12 protein-coding genes are annotated in these 18,328 nt (G+C 53.0%); 5 read left to right on the top strand and 7 right to left on the bottom strand.

What is annotated here, in order from left to right:
• Positions 1-91: 91 nt before the first annotated feature.
• The 3 genes from DYY88_RS22985 to DYY88_RS22975 form a co-directional block, all read right to left on the bottom strand.
• The gene (locus DYY88_RS22985; RefSeq protein WP_160299605.1) at positions 92-1,663 is read right to left on the bottom strand and encodes a mucoidy inhibitor MuiA family protein; all 1,572 of its coding nucleotides are present in this window, start codon (positions 1,661-1,663) and stop codon (positions 92-94) included.
• A 743-nt stretch (positions 1,664-2,406) separates the two neighbouring features.
• A complete protein-coding gene (locus DYY88_RS22980; protein WP_130199572.1) occupies positions 2,407-2,625 on the bottom strand; it encodes a hypothetical protein in 219 nt (72 codons plus the stop codon).
• 736 nt (positions 2,626-3,361) lie between these two features.
• Positions 3,362-3,745, bottom strand: a complete 384-nt coding sequence (locus DYY88_RS22975) for an AbrB family transcriptional regulator (protein WP_039728843.1) — start codon at positions 3,743-3,745, stop codon at positions 3,362-3,364.
• 1,218 nt (positions 3,746-4,963) lie between these two features.
• Here DYY88_RS22975 and DYY88_RS22970 point away from each other — a divergent pair.
• Complete coding sequence (locus DYY88_RS22970; RefSeq protein ID WP_039728827.1) at positions 4,964-5,875, top strand: LysR family transcriptional regulator; 912 nt, start codon at positions 4,964-4,966, stop codon at positions 5,873-5,875.
• Here the strand turns inward: DYY88_RS22970 and codA are convergent.
• Together codA and DYY88_RS22960 are read right to left on the bottom strand one after the other, a co-directional pair.
• Positions 5,872-7,122: a cytosine deaminase gene (codA, locus tag DYY88_RS22965; RefSeq protein ID WP_039728826.1), complete on the bottom strand. Its 1,251-nt coding sequence runs from the start codon at positions 7,120-7,122 to the stop codon at positions 5,872-5,874. The genes DYY88_RS22970 and codA overlap by 4 nt on opposite strands.
• Positions 7,123-7,344: 222 nt before the next feature.
• Positions 7,345-8,148 (bottom strand): creatininase family protein, encoded by an 804-nt coding sequence (locus DYY88_RS22960; RefSeq protein WP_063776205.1) that lies wholly within the window; start codon positions 8,146-8,148, stop codon positions 7,345-7,347.
• Positions 8,149-8,306: 158 nt separating this feature from the next.
• On the opposite strand from DYY88_RS22960, the gene DYY88_RS22955 reads away from it, so the two are divergent.
• The gene (locus DYY88_RS22955; RefSeq protein WP_039728825.1) at positions 8,307-8,570 is read left to right on the top strand and encodes a TIGR03643 family protein; all 264 of its coding nucleotides are present in this window, start codon (positions 8,307-8,309) and stop codon (positions 8,568-8,570) included.
• A 295-nt stretch (positions 8,571-8,865) separates the two neighbouring features.
• On the opposite strand, the gene DYY88_RS22950 is transcribed toward DYY88_RS22955, so the two are convergent.
• Together DYY88_RS22950 and DYY88_RS22945 are read right to left on the bottom strand one after the other, a co-directional pair.
• Positions 8,866-9,159 carry a YkvA family protein gene (locus DYY88_RS22950; RefSeq protein WP_039728824.1) on the bottom strand — a complete coding sequence of 98 codons (294 nt, stop codon included), beginning with the start codon at positions 9,157-9,159 and terminating at the stop codon, positions 8,866-8,868.
• Positions 9,160-9,435: 276 nt separating this feature from the next.
• On the bottom strand, positions 9,436-11,181 hold the full coding sequence (locus DYY88_RS22945) for a putative bifunctional diguanylate cyclase/phosphodiesterase (protein ID WP_039728823.1): 1,746 nt from the start codon (positions 11,179-11,181) through the stop codon (positions 9,436-9,438).
• A 343-nt stretch (positions 11,182-11,524) separates the two neighbouring features.
• On the opposite strand from DYY88_RS22945, the gene DYY88_RS22940 reads away from it, so the two are divergent.
• From DYY88_RS22940 to DYY88_RS22930, 3 genes are all read left to right on the top strand, one after another.
• The gene (locus tag DYY88_RS22940) at positions 11,525-12,211 is read left to right on the top strand and encodes a MotA/TolQ/ExbB proton channel family protein (protein ID WP_039728820.1); all 687 of its coding nucleotides are present in this window, start codon (positions 11,525-11,527) and stop codon (positions 12,209-12,211) included.
• Positions 12,201-12,863, top strand: coding sequence for an ExbD/TolR family protein (locus tag DYY88_RS22935; protein ID WP_052288627.1), 663 nt, complete (start codon positions 12,201-12,203; stop codon positions 12,861-12,863). The genes DYY88_RS22940 and DYY88_RS22935 overlap by 11 nt, the downstream gene beginning before the upstream one ends.
• A 783-nt stretch (positions 12,864-13,646) precedes the next feature.
• On the top strand, positions 13,647-17,576 hold the full coding sequence (locus tag DYY88_RS22930; protein ID WP_084607261.1) for a choice-of-anchor I family protein: 3,930 nt from the start codon (positions 13,647-13,649) through the stop codon (positions 17,574-17,576).
• Positions 17,577-18,328: the final 752 nt, after the last annotated feature.

Here is an 18,328-nt window from a genome sequence, read left to right as displayed (position 1 = left end):
CAGTGAGGCATTCATCTACCTCGCTATGATTCGGATTATGGTGCGACGCTTAGCCTAATTTGATACCTCGGATGAATTCTCAAACATCCTCTTAGAGATTGAGGTTCGAAAGCGCCCCCTCGGGGGGATATTTGACCTCGTACTCATAAAAGATGTACTGAGACGATCGCGCTGCCAATTGCGTTAGCCATCGACATTGATGGTCTGGGTCTAGGTCGACGGTGGGTTGGGCCTGAGTGACGTGCACCACGACCTCATCAGAGCGACTAATGGGAATTTGCTCGATCACGGTGACATCAATGGCGTGGTCAAACGGATTAGAGATAGCTAAACGATACGCTCTGAGATCACGTCCCGTCGCTTCGGTTTCTGATTTTTGAGTGACTAATTCCCGCTGAATCGGTACCCGCTCATCAAGTCCCAAACTGAGTTCAAAGGATGCCCCGGGCGCCACGTAGTCAAATGTCTCTGCGCCGACATACCCCCCATCGCGGAATAAATAGGCCGTGCCAGGTAACAAGGGCCACTTATCAGCAGGATTGGTCAACGCTGCGCATAAATAGGCGGCACTGCAGCGCTGGGGGAGCGCCACATAGGTGAGACGGCTTTCGAGTTGCAATTGACCCACCGGGACTCGATGCACTTCGCCGTCACTCAGCACACAGCCTGGCGCGGGTGCAACAAAACAGATGATGGCGTTTGCGGGTTGTAGCTTGGCGTCGCCCACCGGGTCGCTCTCCTTTTGGGGCGGAATCTCGCTGCCGGGCACGGCCCCGAGCATGCGGTAGGTGTCATCCAAAATTGGGCTGGCCGTCTTGCGAGACAGTCGCTTTTGCGAAGTCCCAGATGCAGTGGGCTTAGAGTGCAATGTGGAAGGGAGGCGGAGCAAGCTTGCATCGGGAATTTCGGGCGTTTTTTCTGGTACTGCCGTGGAGACTTTCAAGGCTACGGCTGACCAATCCTCACCCGTCTGCTGCTGCACTTCGGCGATGCAGTCGATTTGCAAGCTGGGCTGATCGGCCTGGAGCCGTACATCATAGGCGGGTTGCCATTTGGCCTCGGTCACATCGTAGACGATGCTGAGGTCGACGATGCCCGGCTGCTGCACGATGAGCGGCAGGCGAATGTGGTATTTGGGGGTTTTGCCGCTGGCTTGAAACTGCTGCAATGCCTGACGAGTGGTTTGCAACTGGTGGTCAAGGTCATGTTTTCGTCGCTCTTGTTCCGCGATCGCTTTACTCAAACGTTGATGGCTGGCGGCTAAGAATTGCGTGAACTCGGTCACGTGGGCGAGGTCAGTCGTTTGTTGGGCCAGGCCCTGGGCTAAAGTCCGGGCGGATTTGTCGGCCAATGATTGTAAAAATGTCTGCTGTTGCTGGAGTCCAGCGATCGCGTCTTTGCAAAGGTGAAACTGGGTTTCGGCCTGGTGAAAGCGATCGCTCAGTTCGGATTCCTGGGCCAACCAGTCATCGTTGCGAAACAGGGGCTTCAGGGTCGGTTTTTGGATGATGACCTGAGCCGTTCCTCGGGCATAAGCTTGAATACTCGGCGGTGCCAGGGTGGCTGGTAGCGGCCCAATATCTAAGATGACTTGCGGCGTCTTGACCTCGAGCTGTCCTTGGCGAGTCACCCGCGCCTGCTCGGGGTAAACAGTGACTGCCACAATCTCAGTCTCAACTGGGATGATTCCTGCGGAACCAGTTTCAGGCATCTGCACGGCTAACTCTCTCGACTGCAAACCACACGTTCAGAAAATCATTCGGTCCATTTGGTCATCACCAATCTCTAAAGAGATTGAGGGGATGCCGTGCAGCACTCGCTTGCAATACAAACTGTGACTGCGTGAGCAGCAAACCAACTGGGTCTCCCAAGAGCGCCGCATTGCACCAGTGCAATAAGCCTAAAGACGGCAGACCCAGAGCAGTGATCTGCCCATTGATGATCTTCATAAGCTGATCTAGCTTATTTCCCTTTACGTTGCGTGAGGGGGGACACCCTGAATGTCTGAGCAAAACTTTGTAGAAAATTCTTTTGAGCAAAGTTTTGGCTAGCGTTGAAGTTGCCAACATATTAACGCTAATACCTATTCATGGTTGCCAGCGGCGGATGCGATCGCGCACTCATCCGCCCTTTGGAAAATCCTTAATACATGGGCGATTGGTCAATGCATCAGAGGTTGGGTACCAATCTCTGGCCCGCGATCGCCGTGAGCCAGACAAAGTTCTAGACCTGGACCAAGCTTGCTGATCTCATTCGATCAGTTTCGATCAGTCCGCTGCTGCACAAACAAAAATTTACAGTGGGGGCGCTATTGTCAACGCCATCTCAAACGTATGTAGCGTTTTGAGAAAACTGATGATTTCGGCTTGAGGAGCGATCGCCGACGTCATTTCACCCAGTAGTCGTTTAACCATCGCCCAATAGGGCTTCTAAAAAGCTAGGTTGAGGCGACGCATTGTCTTGAAAATCGATCGGGCAAGCATAAACTCGGCGGTGACGCTCAAAACCATATTCCCGCGCTAAATCACCGCATGAAGCAGACACCCGCGACAACAGAGGTGGCATGGCCGCGCGGCTAGTAGCCAAAAGGGGATGGCCTTGGCAAATGGTTTTAGATAGGCCCATGGTGACTCCTAAGGACGACTAGAGGTGCCCATCGTGCTACCAAAGTTGACTACTGGCCCTACAGATCAGGCAGTTTTACGCTGGGGCAAGCACTGGGGCAAATGACCGTTACTTGATCAAAGCGGAGAGGACACAATCAACAAAATCAATTTTTCGTAGCTTTATACAATCTTTGTTGAGTCGGCCAACTCGTATGGTTGTTGTGAACTTGCGGATAGAATCAAAAGCCCAATCTAGTAGAGAGCGAGCCAATCAAGATTGAGTGTTGGGAAGGATGAGTCTGAATAGTCTTACATTACCCGTCAGGCGATGCCGATCGCATTTCTGCGGTCAGACCGAAATATTTTGCAACTTCAGACAACTAAGTGTTACTCAAGTCGTTACCTAATTAAGAATAGAAATCTGCTGTCATAGACAGGGATCGATGTGGACTCCATGAGAATTTAGTCATGCGGGGATAAATGGGTGATTGAAGGAATTCAAAAATATTATCCATGACTCGCTGTTCCGCATTAACGGCTGCGGATGGGCTGGCTCGTCAATGATGACTTACTGCTTGTGGCCATGGCTGACCTGATCGGCCGCGCATTAACTAACCCACTCGCAGTGCCAGTGAGATCGGCAGGCTTTCATATAGCCAAAAAAAGGAGGGCGATCGCTGAGTGAGCAATCGCCCTCCTTTTGGGCTATTCAAATAACGAACAGTACTTTTGGAGACTAATCCTCAGCTAAGCGATTATTCAGCTTCGTCACCAGCATCTAGTTGAATCAAATGAATATGCTTATAGCCCAGCTTGATTTCAAACTCATCCCCTGGTTTTAACCCCATTTCATCGGTATAGGTTGAGCCGATGACAATCTGACCATTTTTATGAACGCTTACACGATACGTGGGTTCACGGCCACGACCATCTTTGCCTTTGTCAGGATCTAGCTGAATGCCGCGTGCTTCGAGCAGCGCATCATAGAAACCAGTCACATCGACTCGAATTTGGCCATCTTTTGTCGTGGTGTAGTAACCACACTCCCGAGCCTTTTCTCGCTTGGTTAGATGGGCTAAATCTTTAACTTTTTGCAGTAGGGCCTTGCCCGTCAGCGCATCTGTTTTGGTGCTTGCCATTAGTGAGGGAACCTCTCCGTAACAGTGATTACCACAGGGGATGAATGCATCTTACCGCTAGTTTTTGACACCGCGTGTAGAGAACTAATCGTCAGTTTCAGAAAACTAAGCTTGCTGAACCTAAAAACGCTTCATATCGCCTATTGGCCATTCATCCGGCGAATTATTTGTATTATATTCACACTGATGAATGATGAACACATAAATTGTATTAGAAGTTGGGGCCTTCAGGAAAGATTTAAGCAGGATTATTCGCAGAAGAATTGGCTGAATAATGACTGAATCGCCTTTTCTCCGCTAAGAAATGCTCATTTCCTAGATGAGTAGATTCAATATTGTCAATACTATTGTCGGTGATCAGCACTGCCTAGTTAAAGTGGACTTAGCCGTGACATGTTTTTCTGGCTCAGCGGGGCTAACCTTTCCACTCGAACGCTGATGCTTTGTTTCATTTAACTGTCAAATGCCTGCAGTCAGTGACCGATAACGCTTGCTGATGATATGAGCCCAGACATGATGTGTTTGATTCTCAGTTTTTTTGAGCTGAATTGATGATGAGGCGGAAATCGACATGCCGCAAGTCGTTATTCCACTTAACAGAAAGGTCATGTAACTGTGATGTCATGGGAAGTTGTGGCGCTTGCTGGGGCGGTGGATAGTCAAGCAAGAGAGGATCCTAATTTTGTCTGGTGGCTGACGATCGCAGGCCAGATATCGGCTTTTACCCACAGGCAAATTGGCGAATTTAGAAGGCGTTCTCAAGCGCTGTTCTGCGGGTCAATCTAGCGACGGAAAAGGGTTGACTGGGTGAAAATTATGCTTAGTGGATCGCGATCGCAAATTATACAGATGTTGGGGTCGCGCGATTGACTAATCAAGACGGTTGCGGCGCATCAGCCAAGAATGCGCACGAAGTTCCTAAAGGCTGTTCTCACCATGACGGGTTAGTTAGGATAAGTCTAGCTGAATGGGGCACCTCAGATAATCAAATTCAATCGAGCTGAAAGATCGGTTTTCGAACGGTTGCTGGGCACTGCCAAGGTTAACGAGGGGGCAATTTTGGCGATCAAATTTCGTTCGCCAGCTAGATGTCAACCTTTAATAATCGGAAAAATTGAAAATTTGGCCGCCGTCGGCCAAGGTTACTGTTCTCAACATCCGTTCAGACGTTTTGGCGGGACTTAGGCATAATTTGAACAGTTTGTTTGGGGGAGTGTTGTGAGCAAAGCCCATCAAAATGGTCCCAAGCTTTCCCAAATTCGGGCGCTAGTAGCGGTGGCTGATTTTGGTAGTTTTGGTGAGGCGGCGTTGGAGTTGGGGCTGACTCAACCGACAGTCAGTCACGCGATCGCCACGTTAGAAGATGAGCTGGGGGTGATTTTGCTGGCGCGAGGTCGCCACGGGGCTCAGCTGACGCCAGCAGGTACCGCTGTGACGCAACAGGCGCGAGAGGTCTTGCATCTGTTGGAGCAAATGCAACAGACGGCCAACCTGCACAAAGGTTTGCAGGGCGGTGAAGTGAGGATTGCGACGTTTCGTGGGGCGGCAGCCAACTTATTGCCGCGGATGGTGGCGCAGTTCAACAAAGAGCATCCGGCGATCGCGGTTACCATCACCGAGCATTACGACTTTGGCTATGTTGAGGAACAGATTCGCTGTGGCAAGGCGGATATTGGCATCTCGTTTTTGCCGACCAGTGAGGAGTTTGAGAGTTGGGAACTCATGAGCGATCCGTTTTGGGTACTGTTGCCGCCGACCGCTGAGCCCCCTGATCCGACCTTGACCTGGGAACAACTCATGGCCCTGGCGCTGATTGTTTATCCCGAAGACAATAGTTGCTTTGAGGCGGTGCAGGCGCATTTTCAGCGAGCGGGGTTTACCCTCAAGCCGCGGTATCAGTTTCGTGAGACGAGCACCATTCTCAGCATGGTGGCGCAGGGCTTGGGGGCGGCGATCGTGCCGTCGCTGTCGGCCCATCCGATTCCCCCTGGGGTGAGCATTGCGCGGTTACCTGTCCCCCTCGAACGTCAGGTGGGCGCGATCGTACTGGCAGAGGCGCTGCATCCCCCTGGGGTTTTTGCCTTTTTGCAATTGTTGCAACAGCGATCGCCGGTCACAGCGGTGGACTAAATGGCTTGCTGCCAGGTGACCTCAGGTTTAGAGGTACTGACGAGCAGTTGCCCTCGGGAAATGACCTGACGGACGGTCGCCCGATCGCGAATGGCGGCGATCGCATCTTCGGCATCCAGCGTAATCAGATTGGCGGGTTGTCCTACGGCCAGGCCATATTGGTCGGCCACGTGCAGGGTTTTGGCCCCAAAGCGCGTGATCATGTCATAGCAGGCCATCAGCTCGTCGCGTCCGGTCATCTGGCAAGCGTGTACTGCCATGGAGGCGACTTCGAGCGGATTGCCAGCGCCCAAACTATACCAGGGGTCTTGAATGCAGTCATGGCCCAGACTGAGGTTGAGGCCGTTTTGCCACAGCTCTTTGACGCGCGTCAGGCCCCGTCGCTTGGGGTAGGTGTCAGCGCGGCCCTGCAAGGTCAGGTTAATCAGCGGATTCGCCACAAAATTGATTTGAGCCCGTTTCAAAAAGCCCATGAGCTTGAAGGCATAGGCATTGTTGTAAGACCCAAAGGCGGTGGTGTGGCTGGCAGTCACGCGATCGCCCATATTGCGGCGAATGGCTTCGGCGGCGACGACTTCGACAAAGCGGGACTGGTCATCATCAATTTCGTCACAGTGAATGTCAATCAGGCGATCGTACCGCTCGGCCAAGTCAAATATATAGTGCACCGATTTGACGCCATCTTCGCGCGTGAGTTCGTAATGGGGAATGCCCCCCACGGCATCGGCTCCCATTTTGATCGCATCTTCTAGCCGTTTGGCATTTTCGGGCTGGCTGTAAATGCCATCTTGGGGAAAGGCGACCACCTGCAAGGTCAACCAATCTTTAACGGCTTCGCGGACGGCGAGCAGCGCTTTGAGGGGCGTTTGAGACGGTTCGCTCACATCGGCATGGCTGCGCACAAACAGCACCCCTTGGCTGGCGAGCATTTTGAGGGCGGCGATCGCCCGCTGCTGTACATCTTCTATCGTGAGAGACTGTTTGCGCTCGCCCCAAATCTCAATGCCTTCAAAAAGGGTGCCGCTTTGGTTCCAGCGCGGTTGCCCCGCCGTCAACGCCGAGTCCAGGTGAATGTGGGATTCCACAAATGGGGGACTGACGAGTTGCCCCGCAATATCGAGGGTTTGGTCAGCCGCGAAGTCAAGATCAGGCGAGATCGCGGCAATGACGCCATTTTCGATGGCAATATCCACCACCGTTTGCGGATCTGTCACTAAGCGACCGTGGCGTAACAATAGTGAAGTCATGGGCACGACAGAGCTATCAGTGACTTCACCATACTGGCGATCGCGACTCGCAAACTGTTCGCGACTTTGCCTCTGATGTGATGGAAAAGTGATAAAGCGAGGGTTTGAAAACCATTGAAGCGTAGGGACAAGCGTTCGCCATCACAGTATTTGCATCCAACCCGTCACTCATCCCCCCATTCACCAACTTGGTCAGAATGGGGGTTGCCTGCCAGATTTTAATCACGCGGCGGGTTGACGAAACTGATGAATGGCGGTGATGACCTCAACCCATCCCTGGGTCAGGGCGGCGAGTAGGCGATCGCCCTTGGCCCGACTGGCGGCAGTGGCATCGCCCAAGACCCCACTCTGGGTCAGGTCGCGAGTGACCCAGGCAAACGGTAGCGCCCCTTCCATGCTGAGCAGGCCATCTGTCGGCAACCCCTGGGGATATTCGCACACGGCGCGATCGCTCCGTACTTGATCGGGCAACAGCGCCATCATCAAACTGGTCTCGGCATCTCCGGCGTGAATGCCCAGTTCCAACTCCTTTGCCGTCAGCATTTCCGCCGCCGGATTCGGCACATTCCACACAAAATGGGGAAACACCAGCAGATCGGGATATTGCTGGTGCAGGTCGCGGGCCGCCATCTCGAGCACTTGCGGCTGACCACCGTGGGCATTGAGCCACAGCAATTTGCGAAAGCCAGCGCGATAAAGGCTTTCGGCTGATTCCATCAGCACTTGTCGCAGGGTTTGCGCCGAGAGGGTAATGGTGCCCGGAAAGTGCCAGTGCTCATTCGATTTGCCGTAGTACAAAGGCGGCAACCCGTAGGCCGGAATGGTATCGGGCAGGGCCGTAAGCGCTTTCCCTAAAACCGCTGTCGCGATCGCGGCATCTACCGCCAGGGGCAAATGCGGCCCGTGCTGCTCGATCGCGCCAATCGGTTGAGCAATCACCACATTTTCTTTGTCGGGCAGGTCAGCAATCATTTGCCAGGTGAGGTAAGCAAAGTAGCGCTGAGGAGGAATAAAGCCGTGCAGCATGGGGAGTAGAAAAGACTATCAGGCCCTTAGCCTAGCGAAAACTAGTAGACAGAGCGCACACAGAGTGGGCTGAAATCTGGCTCTTTTTTTGTCAAGCTGAATGAAGGAAATCAATCACCCCTGTTCTGAAAAGCGTCGGAACCTTAGAGCGCATTGTAATGAGTCAACCATTTGCCGATTTGAGTAGCGACGATCGCGATCGCATTATTGAAATGGCGTGGGAAGATCGCACCCCATTTGATGCGATCGAGCTGCAATTTGGCCTGAAAGAGAAAGAGGTCATTAAGCTCATGCGGCGAGAGATGAAGGCCAGCAGTTTTCGCATGTGGCGGAAGCGCGTCACTGGCCGCAGCACCAAGCATCGCCAACAGCGCAGTTTTGAGGCGGGACGCTTTCGCTCGGCTAATCAAAAAGGTTCATGAGCTCAGGGCAGTGGCGGACTCCAATTGTCATCTGCCAGGGCGGCATATTGCCAGCATGTTATGGGTGCCAAGTTCTGAAATGACACTTTCAGGGGACGGGTCCCTAAACTGATTCCGCTTGTGAATCAAGTAATCTGACAGGGACCCGTCCCCTAGCTCTGCGTTTCACATTATTTAGAAGGGCACGATCGCTGCGTGAGCCCTTACGTTGAAATCATTCAGTCAAACTAAACACGATTGCCAACGGTGAAACTTGGCTTAACAGCCAAGTTTCACCACTGAACGTAAGTGCCGCTTACGACTCGATATCAATCGTTCTAAAGTTGGCGTCTTGGGTTGGGGAAGGACGATTTTTAGTCGACTTTTTGCGCTTGGTTGTAGCGCTCAAAAAGACTTGACTTAATTCGGCGGCCAGCAGTGTAGCCACGGCGGCGTCATCAATCCAACCGATGATGGGAATAAAATCAGGTGCGATATCGATGGGCGAAAGCAAATAAATTAGCGTGCCGCCGATAATAATCCAGCGATATTTGGGGTGGCGAATGGTTTGCTTATACCAGTTGTAAAAAGACTGCACTAGATTTTCCATATTCTGGATTTCCCATCAATGTTCCTTTTTATGGTCTCGGGAAATTGGCTGGTTTAACAGTGCTGAAATCTCCCTGATTCATGGGGAAAGCCGTACGTTCCTGCCTTATGGCGGCCATTTCAGGTCAATTCTGTCGGTTCAACGCATTTGCATGGGGGATGGGAGAAGCGATCGCTGTCAGTTTTGACTGGACGGCTTTAGACGACTCATCGGCAGATTCCGAGCCACCCTCGGCGGGGCGACCGTAATCAAACGACTTTGCATATCTCGATACGTTTACTGCTGATGGCGATTCAAGCGGGCCTGAAACTCGCTGGGGTTCCAGTTTTGCACCCATGACACATACTCGGTTACGGGCATTGGCCGGGCGAAGCCATAGCCCTGCCCAAAAGCACAGCCGAGCTGTTTGAGTGTGTGGGCGATCGCATAAGATTCGATGCCTTCTGCCACCACTTCGCGACGGTTATTGGTTTGCGCGATCGCCAAAATACTTTTTACCAGCGCCAGACTTTTAGGATCAGAGTTGAGCTGTTTGATAAAGCGCTGATCGATTTTGAGCGTATCGATGGGCAATGCATGAAAATGGGTCAGCGAAGAGTAGCCCGTGCCAAAGTCATCCAGCGCCACACTCACGCCGAATGCTCGACATTGACTGAGGATGGCGTGGGTGAACTCGAAATTTTTAATTGACGAAACCTCTAACACCTCAATTTCCAGGGTTTTGCCTGCCACCCCAGCCGCTGTGAGCAAGGTCGATAATTGCTGAGGAAAATGCTCATTTTCAACGGTTTTGGGATTAAGGTTCACGCCAAAGGGACCGATAATGCCGGCCTGGCGCAAGCCTTTGCTGTGTGCGATCACCTTGCCCATGACCCAGTTGTCGAGTTGCCATTCCCACTCGGTATCGCGAATGGCGGTGGTGATTTCTTTGGGGGAATAAAACCGGCCATCTTTGAACCAGCGCAGTAAAGCCTCAGCCCCGAAGAGAGAGCCGTCACGCAGATTAACGCGCGGCTGGTAATACAGCATCAACTCGTCTTGATTAATCGCGGTGGCGATCGCATTCAGTAGTTCGCGGCGAGATGACCGAATCTGATGCCGCTCCGTATCAAAGAAACAAATCTGCGATTTACCGTTTTCTTTGGCCTCGTACATGGCCTGGTCGGAATGGCGTAACAGCACTTCGGGGTCGACGCGATCTTGGGGATAGAGTGTGACCCCAATGCTGGCGGTGATATCAAAGCTGCTGATGCGGGTTTTGTAGGGGCCTTCGAGGGCGCGTTTGACTACCTGGACAGCTGCATCGAGGTTCGAATTGTCAAAATTGCTCAAGACCCCGGCAAACTCGTCGCCGCCGATGCGCGCAAAAATATCCTGCGGGCCGGCTAAATCCTGCAATCTTTGTGCGACGCCGACGAGCACTTCGTCTCCGACATCATGGCCGTGGCGATCGTTGATGCGCTTAAAATCATCCAAATCAATAAACAACACGGCGATGTGGGTGCGATCGCGATCGGCTAGTTGCACGGCTGCGTGTAAGCGATCGGCAAAAAACTTGCGATTGGGCAGATTGGTCAGCGCATCGTGATAAGCCAAATGCTCGATGCGTTGCTGGGCGGTGACGATTTCGGTCACATCCTGGGCGGTGCCAATCGAGCGATCGGGCTGCCCCCGCTGGTCGTACAGGGTGACGCCGCGCGCTTCGATCCATTTCACGGAGTCGGCGGCTTTGATCCGATATCGCAGACAATACTCTGTTTGCAGTTTCACAGAGTCCTGATAGGTTTGATGCACCAGTGCGCGATCGTCATCGTAAATCAGACTCAAAAACAGCCCATAATCAGGCTTCAAAGCATCATGATCGAGTCCATAAATGGCATAAATCTCTTCTGACCAGTACAGCATTTCATGCTTGTGGTCTAGCTCCCAAAAACCGACCCCAGACAAGCGTTGGGTTTCTTGCCGTCGGCGCTCTGATATCTTCAGAGCCTCTAGGCTCTCACGCAGATGATCTGGATTCATTGCTGGCTATATTGCACTTATCAAAAATAGTCAGTAAATGTAACTAGTTAAAGTATCGTTAGGTCAGATTGTATGCCAACCCCCTGATGATAGAAATCAGGGAAATGCAGGAAAAGCTTAGCGTTAGGGTTGGAAAACAAGGTCTGGAGGCGGAATTTATTGGGTCGAAAGGATGAATCTGCCGCATTTTTTTGCTGCAACTCTTATAAATGTCGCATGACTCTCTAGAATTGGAATGCCCTAGATGGGGGAGTGTCTCTGGTAAGTGCGATCGCCCATCGGGCAATTTCCCAGACACTAGAATTGCCCCAGAGTGTCAACGGTACGAGTGAGGAGGTGCTGTGTGAATATTGCGGAACTGTTTGCCCGTGGCGGCTTAGCCATGTGGCCACTGTTATTTTTGTCGGTTCTGTCACTGGGCACCATCATTGACCGGATCTGGTTTTGGTCGCGCATTTTGACCAAAGAGCGCGAAGTGGCTGGGCGGGTGTTGGAGGCGGCTCGGCGGGAGTGGTCAGCCGCTACTGAGATTGCCCAACGCGCTAATAAGCTACCCATGGGCCGCTTTTTGTACGCGCCGTTGTCATTAGAGTCTCCTGACCCCGAGGTTTTTCGCCTCGCGTTGGAAACGTCGGCGGACGAGGAACTGACAGTGATGCGTAAGGGGGAAAAAATTCTCGAAGCGGTGATTGCGCTATCACCGATGATTGGCCTGCTGGGGACTGTTTTCGGCCTGATCAATTCGCTGGGGTCGATCGATCTATCCGATTTGGCGAGTGACAGCACCAGCGGCACCGTACTCGGGATCGGTGAGGCCCTGATTAGTACAGCTGCGGGCTTGGTGATTGCGATCGTCAGCCTGGCGTTTTATCGCTTATTTCAAGGATTTGTGTTCGGCCAGGCGAGGGTCTTTCGGCAGTCGGGCAGTGAGCTAGAGTTGCTGTATCGCCAAGCTTGGTCGGTCAAAGCGCGATCGCCCGAGGGTCAGCAAGCTCAGCCTGCGGAGGTGGCTCAGTCCGATGAAAATTAATTTTTTAGATGCGCCCAATGAAGACGTGCGGATTGAGATTATTCCGCTCATCGACATTATCTTTTGTATTTTGACGTTCTTTATTCTCGCGGCGGTGGGACTGACCCGTCAGCAGGCGATCGATCTCGATTTGCCGAGTGCGAATACGGGCAATCCGTTGCCGCCCCAGGGCATTGGCTCCCAGGCGCTGCAGCGAGAGCGGCTATATGTCAGTGTGGATGCGATCGGTCAGGTGTATCTCGATCAGCAGCCAGTGACGCTGAATCTGTTGTACGACGTGCTGTTGCAGCACCAACAGGTGTCGCCCGAGGGGCTGATCGTGCTGTATGCCTCCCGCGATGCTCGGTATGAAGACGTGATTCAGGTATTGGATTTGTTGCGTGAGGTGGGGGGCGATCGCGTAGCGTTGGCGACCCTGCCGGGCGAATCGTTGGACGCATCGCCAGTGCCGGGCTTGGAATCACCACTGCCGGGCCAAACTGACCCCCAACAGGATGATCTGCTCAATCCCAGCCCCTTTCCTTCTGGTGTTGATCCACTAACGCCAGGCAGTGACGACCCCACGTTTGAAGATCGGCTACAACAACTACCGCAAAACGGTCAGGAGCTCGCACCATTGGAGTCGGCGCCCGCGCCAGATGAGCCGGAGTAATGACTCTTCAGGGATGAAGTTTCAATCACACCCAAATTGTTTAGGACAGGCAAGTTCCTGGCCTTTGGGACAGCTGAGACGGCGATGCCAACTCATTCAAGTCTCATCCGTTAGCGCTAACGTCTGTTCGTCAGTTCACAGACTGCGATGAGAGGGCGATGGCGATCTCCATCACCTGTTGTGAGGGCGATCGCGGGCTGCTTCAATACCCCACACTTGCGCGCCGACTTTAGTCAGGGCTTAACCTTGCCTCGAGGGAGCGACGTATTTTTCGGCACTCAAGTGGTTGTATCCGTAACGAATCGGCAAGATGCTCTTGCCGAGAATTTCGGTGGACTAATCGGTCTCTCGCCTGCTTTCCAAGATTTCCTCAACATCACAAGGGCCAACTTTATGAAGGAGAGATGAAGTTGGCCAAGTTGTTATCAAGCACTGATAAACCCTCCGTGATTATACGAAGGCTTAAAACTAGCATTACCGTCCCTTTACTTTCGTCTGGGAAAGTTACTGGTGAACACAATTGGATGGCGTGTGACTGAACCTCAATCTGGTTGGACAGTTGATCGGGCCTCTCCCACCTGTTTAACCCGGTGATATCAGCAATGCCTGGTTTGCTTGAGCTCGCTGAGTTTTCCGAAAGGCCGGGGTTAGAGCTGCGGGTCAGGGCCGCGTTAATCCAGCACAAGCATTGATTTTGGTTCGTTGAACGGATTTGAGTCGGTGTCAGCCCGTGGGCTGGCCCAACTTGTCGTGCTGTCTAATTTTTACTTCCGAGAGGAATTTATGGCTTATACGCTCGAACTGTTACATGCGGCTGACCAAGAGGCGGGGATTCCGGCTCTAGTCGATGCGCCAAACTTTTCTGCTGTTTTGAATGCTCTGAAGGCCCAAGACCTGGGTGGCGACGGCATTGATGACAATACTCTAGTGCTGTCTTCTGGCGATGCCATCATTCCGGGGTTGTTTTTTACCGCTTCTAGCGACATTTATGGCACTGCGGGAATTGCCGATATCCTCATTCAAAACGAGTTGGGCTTTGAGGCGATCGCGTTTGGCAACCATGAATTTGACTTAGGAACAGGCCTGCTGGCTAGCCTGATTGGCGGCACTCCTGACGATCCGGAGACGCCCGATATCAACGAAGCGTTTGCGGGGACAGCCTTCCCTTACCTCAGTGCCAATTTAGATTTCAGTACGGATGCCAATTTGGCGGGTTTCGTCGGGACCGATGCGGTGGCCCCAGCGCCTAACACCATCGCCGCCAGCACGGTGATTGATGTGAATGGCGAAAAAATTGGCGTCGTCGGAGCCACGACCCCCACCATTGATGTGATTTCTAGCCCTGGGGATGTCACCATTGCCCCTGCTGACTTTGGTGGTGCGCCGACTCCGGAACAGTTGGATGCGTTGGCCGCCGAAATTCAGGCTGACGTGGATGCGCTGTTAGCGGCGAATCCTGATGTGAATAAGGTGGTCTTGCTGTCACACATGCAGCAGATTGCGATTGAGCAAGCGCTGGCTGAGCGGCTCACCGATGTTGACATCATCGTGGCCGGGGGTTCCAACACTCGTTTATTTGATAGCGACGACACCCCGCGCGATGGTGATACCAGTCAGGGCGTTTATCCCATCATCCAGACCAGTGCGGATGGTAAGCCCGTGGCCGTGGTCAACACCGATGGCAACTACAAGTATGTAGGGCGGTTGGTCATTGACTTTGACGATAACGGGGTCATCATTCCGGAAAGCTATGATCCCGCTGTGAGTGGGGCCTACCGCACCGATGCTGAAGGCGTCGCGGCGCTGGGCGCAGAGGGGCTGATTGACCCGGAGATTCAGGCGATCGTCGATGCCCTGGAAGGCGTCATTGTGGCGAAAGAGAGCAATGTCTTTGGGGTGAGTAACGTTTACCTCGACGGGCTGCGCGGCAGCGTCCGCACTCAGGAAACGAATCTGGGCAACTTGACCGCTGATGCCAATCTGGCGATCGCGAAAGAGATCACGGGCGAAAACGTCTTGGTTTCCATCAAGAACGGCGGCGGCATCCGTGATGATATTGGCCAGGTGGTCGTGCCGGCAGGGGGCACGGGTGAGGCCGTTGAGCTCCCCAACGAAGGTATTCCTGGTGTGAAGCCCGATGGTGGCATCTCGGAAACTGACATCGCGAACAGTCTGCGCTTTAACAACGGCTTGACCGTGTTGGATATCACCCGCGCTGGGTTAGTGGCTGTGCTAGAGCATGGTGTTGCCGCGAGCAGCTTGGATGACAGCAATACTCAGGGCCGTTTCCCTCAAGTGAGCGGTATTGAGTTTAGCTTTGACTTGACCGCGCCAGAGGGCGATCGCATTCAGTCTGCCGCGATCAAAGATGAAGATGGCAACATCATCGACATTCTGGTTGAGAATGGCGAACTGGTGGGCGATGCTGACGCGACCGTGAAAATCGTGACCCTGGGCTTCTTGGCCGGGGGTGGGGATGGCTATCCCTTCCAAGATTTTGGCAGCAACTTTGTCGACTTGGCGCTAGACGAAGATGCGCCCCGCACGGGAGATGCCACCTTCGCGCCCGATGGTTCCGAGCAAGATGCGCTGGCTGAATACCTATTCGACAACTTCAATCCGGATAACGGTGGTGCGCCGTTTGACCAGGCTGAGACCGATCGCGAGGCTGATACTCGCTTGCAAAACCTGGCTTTTCGGGAAGACACCGTGCTCGGCGGCGGCAGTGGCGATACGCCGACAGAGCCGACCGAACCAGCAGTGGGTCTGTCGCTGCTAGGCACCTACGAAACGGGAGCCTTTGACGAAGGGGCCGCTGAAATTAATGCTTTCGACCCTGACAGCGATCGCCTGTTTGTGGTCAACTCCAACGCGGTGACCATCGACATTCTCGATGTCAGCGACCCCAGTAATCCCACCCTGATCAACCAGATCGACGCGACTCAGTTTGGGGCGGGGGCCAACAGTGTTGCCGTCAAAAACGGCATCGTTGCCGTCGCCATTGAGAATGAAACCGTGACCGATAACGGCAAGGTGGTGTTCTTTGATGCGGATGGCAACTTCTTGAACGAAGTGGAAGTCGGGGCGCTGCCCGATATGGTGACCTTTACCCCTGACGGCTCCAAAGTGTTAGTGGCTAACGAAGGCGAACCCGATGATGGTGTGAACCCCGAAGGTTCCGTCAGCATCATTGATATTTCCAGCGGTGTGGCCAGCGCCACGGTGGCAACGGCTGACTTCAAAGCCTTCGACGGTCAGGAAGACGCGCTCCGGGCTGAGGGGGTCCGTATCTTCCCCGGTATTGACTTCTCCAAAGATGCTGAGCCGGAATACATCACCGTCTCTCCCGATGGCACCCAAGCCTTCGTCAGCTTGCAAGAGAACAATGCCTTTGCCGTCATTGACCTGGCGACGAAGCAAGTTACCGATGTGGTCGGCCTGGGCTACAAAGACTACAGCTTGCCGGGCAACGGCATCGATGCCAGCGATCGCGATGATGCCATCAACATCCAAAACTACCCCGTGTTTGGCATGTACATGCCCGATGCGATCGCCAGCTACGAAGTCGGTGGCATGACTTACGTGGTCACCGCTAACGAAGGCGACGCCCGCGACGAAGATGCTCGTGTAGCTGACCTGGTGCTTGATCCGGTCGCTTTCCCCAATGCGGCCGAACTGCAAGCCGATGAAGTCCTGGGTCGTTTAGAGGTTTCCACCATCGATGGCGATATCGATGGCGACGGTGACTATGACGCGCTGTACGCCTACGGTGCCCGCTCCTTCACCATCTTTGATACCGCCGGCAACGTCATTTTCGACAGTGGCGACCAGTTCGAGCAGATTACCGCCAGCCTGTTCCCCGACTTCTTCAACTCTACCAACGACGAAAACGGCTCGTTTGACAGCCGCAGCGATGCCAAAGGCCCCGAGCCCGAAGGTGTCGTGATTGGTGAAGTCGATGGCAGCATCTATGCCTTTATCGGCCTAGAGCGGATCGGCGGCGTCATGGTGTACGACATCACGGATCCGACTAATGCTGAATTCGTGCAGTACATCAACAACCGCGACTTCACTGTTGATGCACAGTTAGGAGATGGCAGCACAAACCCCGCAGTGGGCGACCTCGGCCCTGAAGGTTTGACCTTCATTGCGGCGGCAGACAGCCCCACGGGCGAAGCGCTGCTGGCGGTTTCGAACGAAATCAGCGGCACCACCAGCCTCTTTGAATTCAACCCGCCTGAAAAGCCGGTTGAACCCGTTGATCCAGCGGAGCCAGTGGCCGAAATCCTCGACCTGACGGGCATCGATGGCAACATCACGGCCAACGTCAGCCTCATGCGTGAAGCGGCGTTCGACAACCTGCTGCAGTTCTACGTCACTGATGCCCAGGGCGCAGTGAACGGCATCAACCCCGGTGAAGCGGGCTATGAAGATGCCGTCCGGCACAACCTGCTAGCCATGCCGCAGCTCTTTGTTGAAAATCTGACTTCGAAGGATACCACCATCACGCTGGCGGGCGGTGCTTACTATGCGCCAGCGCTCATCATCGATGGCGACCTGCACAATCTGGCGACCATTGGCGATGCGGCCATGGGCATGACCATGATCAAACGCGATGGCAACGTGTGGACCTTTGAAGACTGGGTTGATGCGGACTTCAATGACCTGGAGTTTGCCATTAATTCTGTTGACATCACCCCAGCGGTTGCTTAGTTGTCGCTAGAAAATGAGTGAAGCAGGCGTTTTGGCTTGCTTCCTCATTAGCTTTGATGAAGCTGCACATCAGGGGGAGCTAGTTCTCCTCCTGATGTCATCAGCAAAAAATCCTTATCTTATAGAGAAGACAGCTATCCAGCGCTTATTTAAGATGATATTTTCAGTGCAGGCTCCTAACATTTACTCGTCGATTTATTTGAGAGTTTTTGTATATTTTGTGAGATGATCTGAGGCGAATGCATCTCAGTTTAATCGCCCTCACCCAGTTTTGGGAGAAGAAGTTTTCCGGTCCTCCTTTATCCCAGTTTTGGGATAGGCGGTTAGGGGATGGGGCAATTTGAAAAAGTAACATGCATCCAGTCGAGGCTATTGAAGCCCTGATGATCAGGATTTCTGGCAACGTAGATCAACTGTAGAGTAAACCCTGAAAGTCTCTGAATCTAAGGCTAATGAACGATTTCAAGACTTTTTCGTTTTTCCTGATTGATAAAGTTTTTTTAGGGCTGAGGTAAGACAATAAAAATAGGATGCACCTCAACCCTACAAAATAAAGAAACTTATTTGTGTGAATAATTCATGCAATCTTTACACTATATGTTGCGTGGATAACACGGGTTAATAAAGTTTTTAATGGTACGTTTTTCACGTGTGTTTCCATCCTTTTTTGTTTCGAGTTTGATGCGATCGCGGCTCAAATTAAGCTCTGCTTTTCGCTGCTTCAATGAGCCCGCGACTCTGATTTAGTAACT

The sequence above is a fragment of the Leptolyngbya iicbica LK genome (assembly GCF_004212215.1).
In the GTDB taxonomy this organism is placed as follows: domain Bacteria; phylum Cyanobacteriota; class Cyanobacteriia; order Phormidesmidales; family Phormidesmidaceae; genus Halomicronema; species Halomicronema iicbica.
The sequence above is the reverse complement of the archived record's forward strand: the minus strand, read 5'-3'. Positions and strand labels throughout refer to the sequence as shown.

What these genes read in the sequence shown, in the direction of transcription:
- DYY88_RS22980 (WP_130199572.1), bottom strand. Translation starts at nt 2,625, where the DNA reads ATGGGCCTATCTAAAACCATTTGCCAAGGCCATCCCCTTTTGGCTACT.
- DYY88_RS22975 (WP_039728843.1), bottom strand. Translation starts at nt 3,745, where the DNA reads ATGGCAAGCACCAAAACAGATGCGCTGACGGGCAAGGCCCTACTGCAA.
- codA (WP_039728826.1), bottom strand. Translation starts at nt 7,122, where the DNA reads ATGACTTCACTATTGTTACGCCACGGTCGCTTAGTGACAGATCCGCAA.
- DYY88_RS22960 (WP_063776205.1), bottom strand. Translation starts at nt 8,148, where the DNA reads ATGCTGCACGGCTTTATTCCTCCTCAGCGCTACTTTGCTTACCTCACC.
- DYY88_RS22955 (WP_039728825.1), top strand. Translation starts at nt 8,307, where the DNA reads ATGAGTCAACCATTTGCCGATTTGAGTAGCGACGATCGCGATCGCATT.
- DYY88_RS22950 (WP_039728824.1), bottom strand. Translation starts at nt 9,159, where the DNA reads ATGGAAAATCTAGTGCAGTCTTTTTACAACTGGTATAAGCAAACCATT.
- DYY88_RS22945 (WP_039728823.1), bottom strand. Translation starts at nt 11,181, where the DNA reads ATGAATCCAGATCATCTGCGTGAGAGCCTAGAGGCTCTGAAGATATCA.
- DYY88_RS22935 (WP_052288627.1), top strand. Translation starts at nt 12,201, where the DNA reads ATGAAAATTAATTTTTTAGATGCGCCCAATGAAGACGTGCGGATTGAG.
- DYY88_RS22930 (WP_084607261.1), top strand. Translation starts at nt 13,647, where the DNA reads ATGGCTTATACGCTCGAACTGTTACATGCGGCTGACCAAGAGGCGGGG.